Origin of the sequence: Vibrio sp. T9 (assembly GCF_003123985.1) — a bacterium.
GTDB classification, from domain to species: domain Bacteria; phylum Pseudomonadota; class Gammaproteobacteria; order Enterobacterales; family Vibrionaceae; genus Vibrio; species Vibrio diabolicus.
Genome location: NZ_NIGY01000215.1, coordinates 1 through 255, shown reverse-complemented (window position 1 = coordinate 255; position 255 = coordinate 1). Strand labels below are relative to the sequence as shown.

The following is a 255-nucleotide window of genomic DNA, read 5'->3' as shown; positions in this document are numbered from 1 at the left end:
GGGAACGTATTCACCGTGGCATTCTGATCCACGATTACTAGCGATTCCGACTTCATGGAGTCGAGTTGCAGACTCCAATCCGGACTACGACGCACTTTTTGGGATTCGCTCACTTTCGCAAGTTGGCCGCCCTCTGTATGCGCCATTGTAGCACGTGTGTAGCCCTACTCGTAAGGGCCATGATGACTTGACGTCGTCCCCACCTTCCTCCGGTTTATCACCGGCAGTCTCCCTGGAGTTCCCGACATTACTCGC

1 rRNA gene is annotated in these 255 nt (G+C 54.5%); it reads right to left on the bottom strand.

Annotated features, from left to right (window positions below):
* Positions 1 to 255 (bottom strand): 16S ribosomal RNA (locus CBX98_RS26150); the annotation flags it as partial.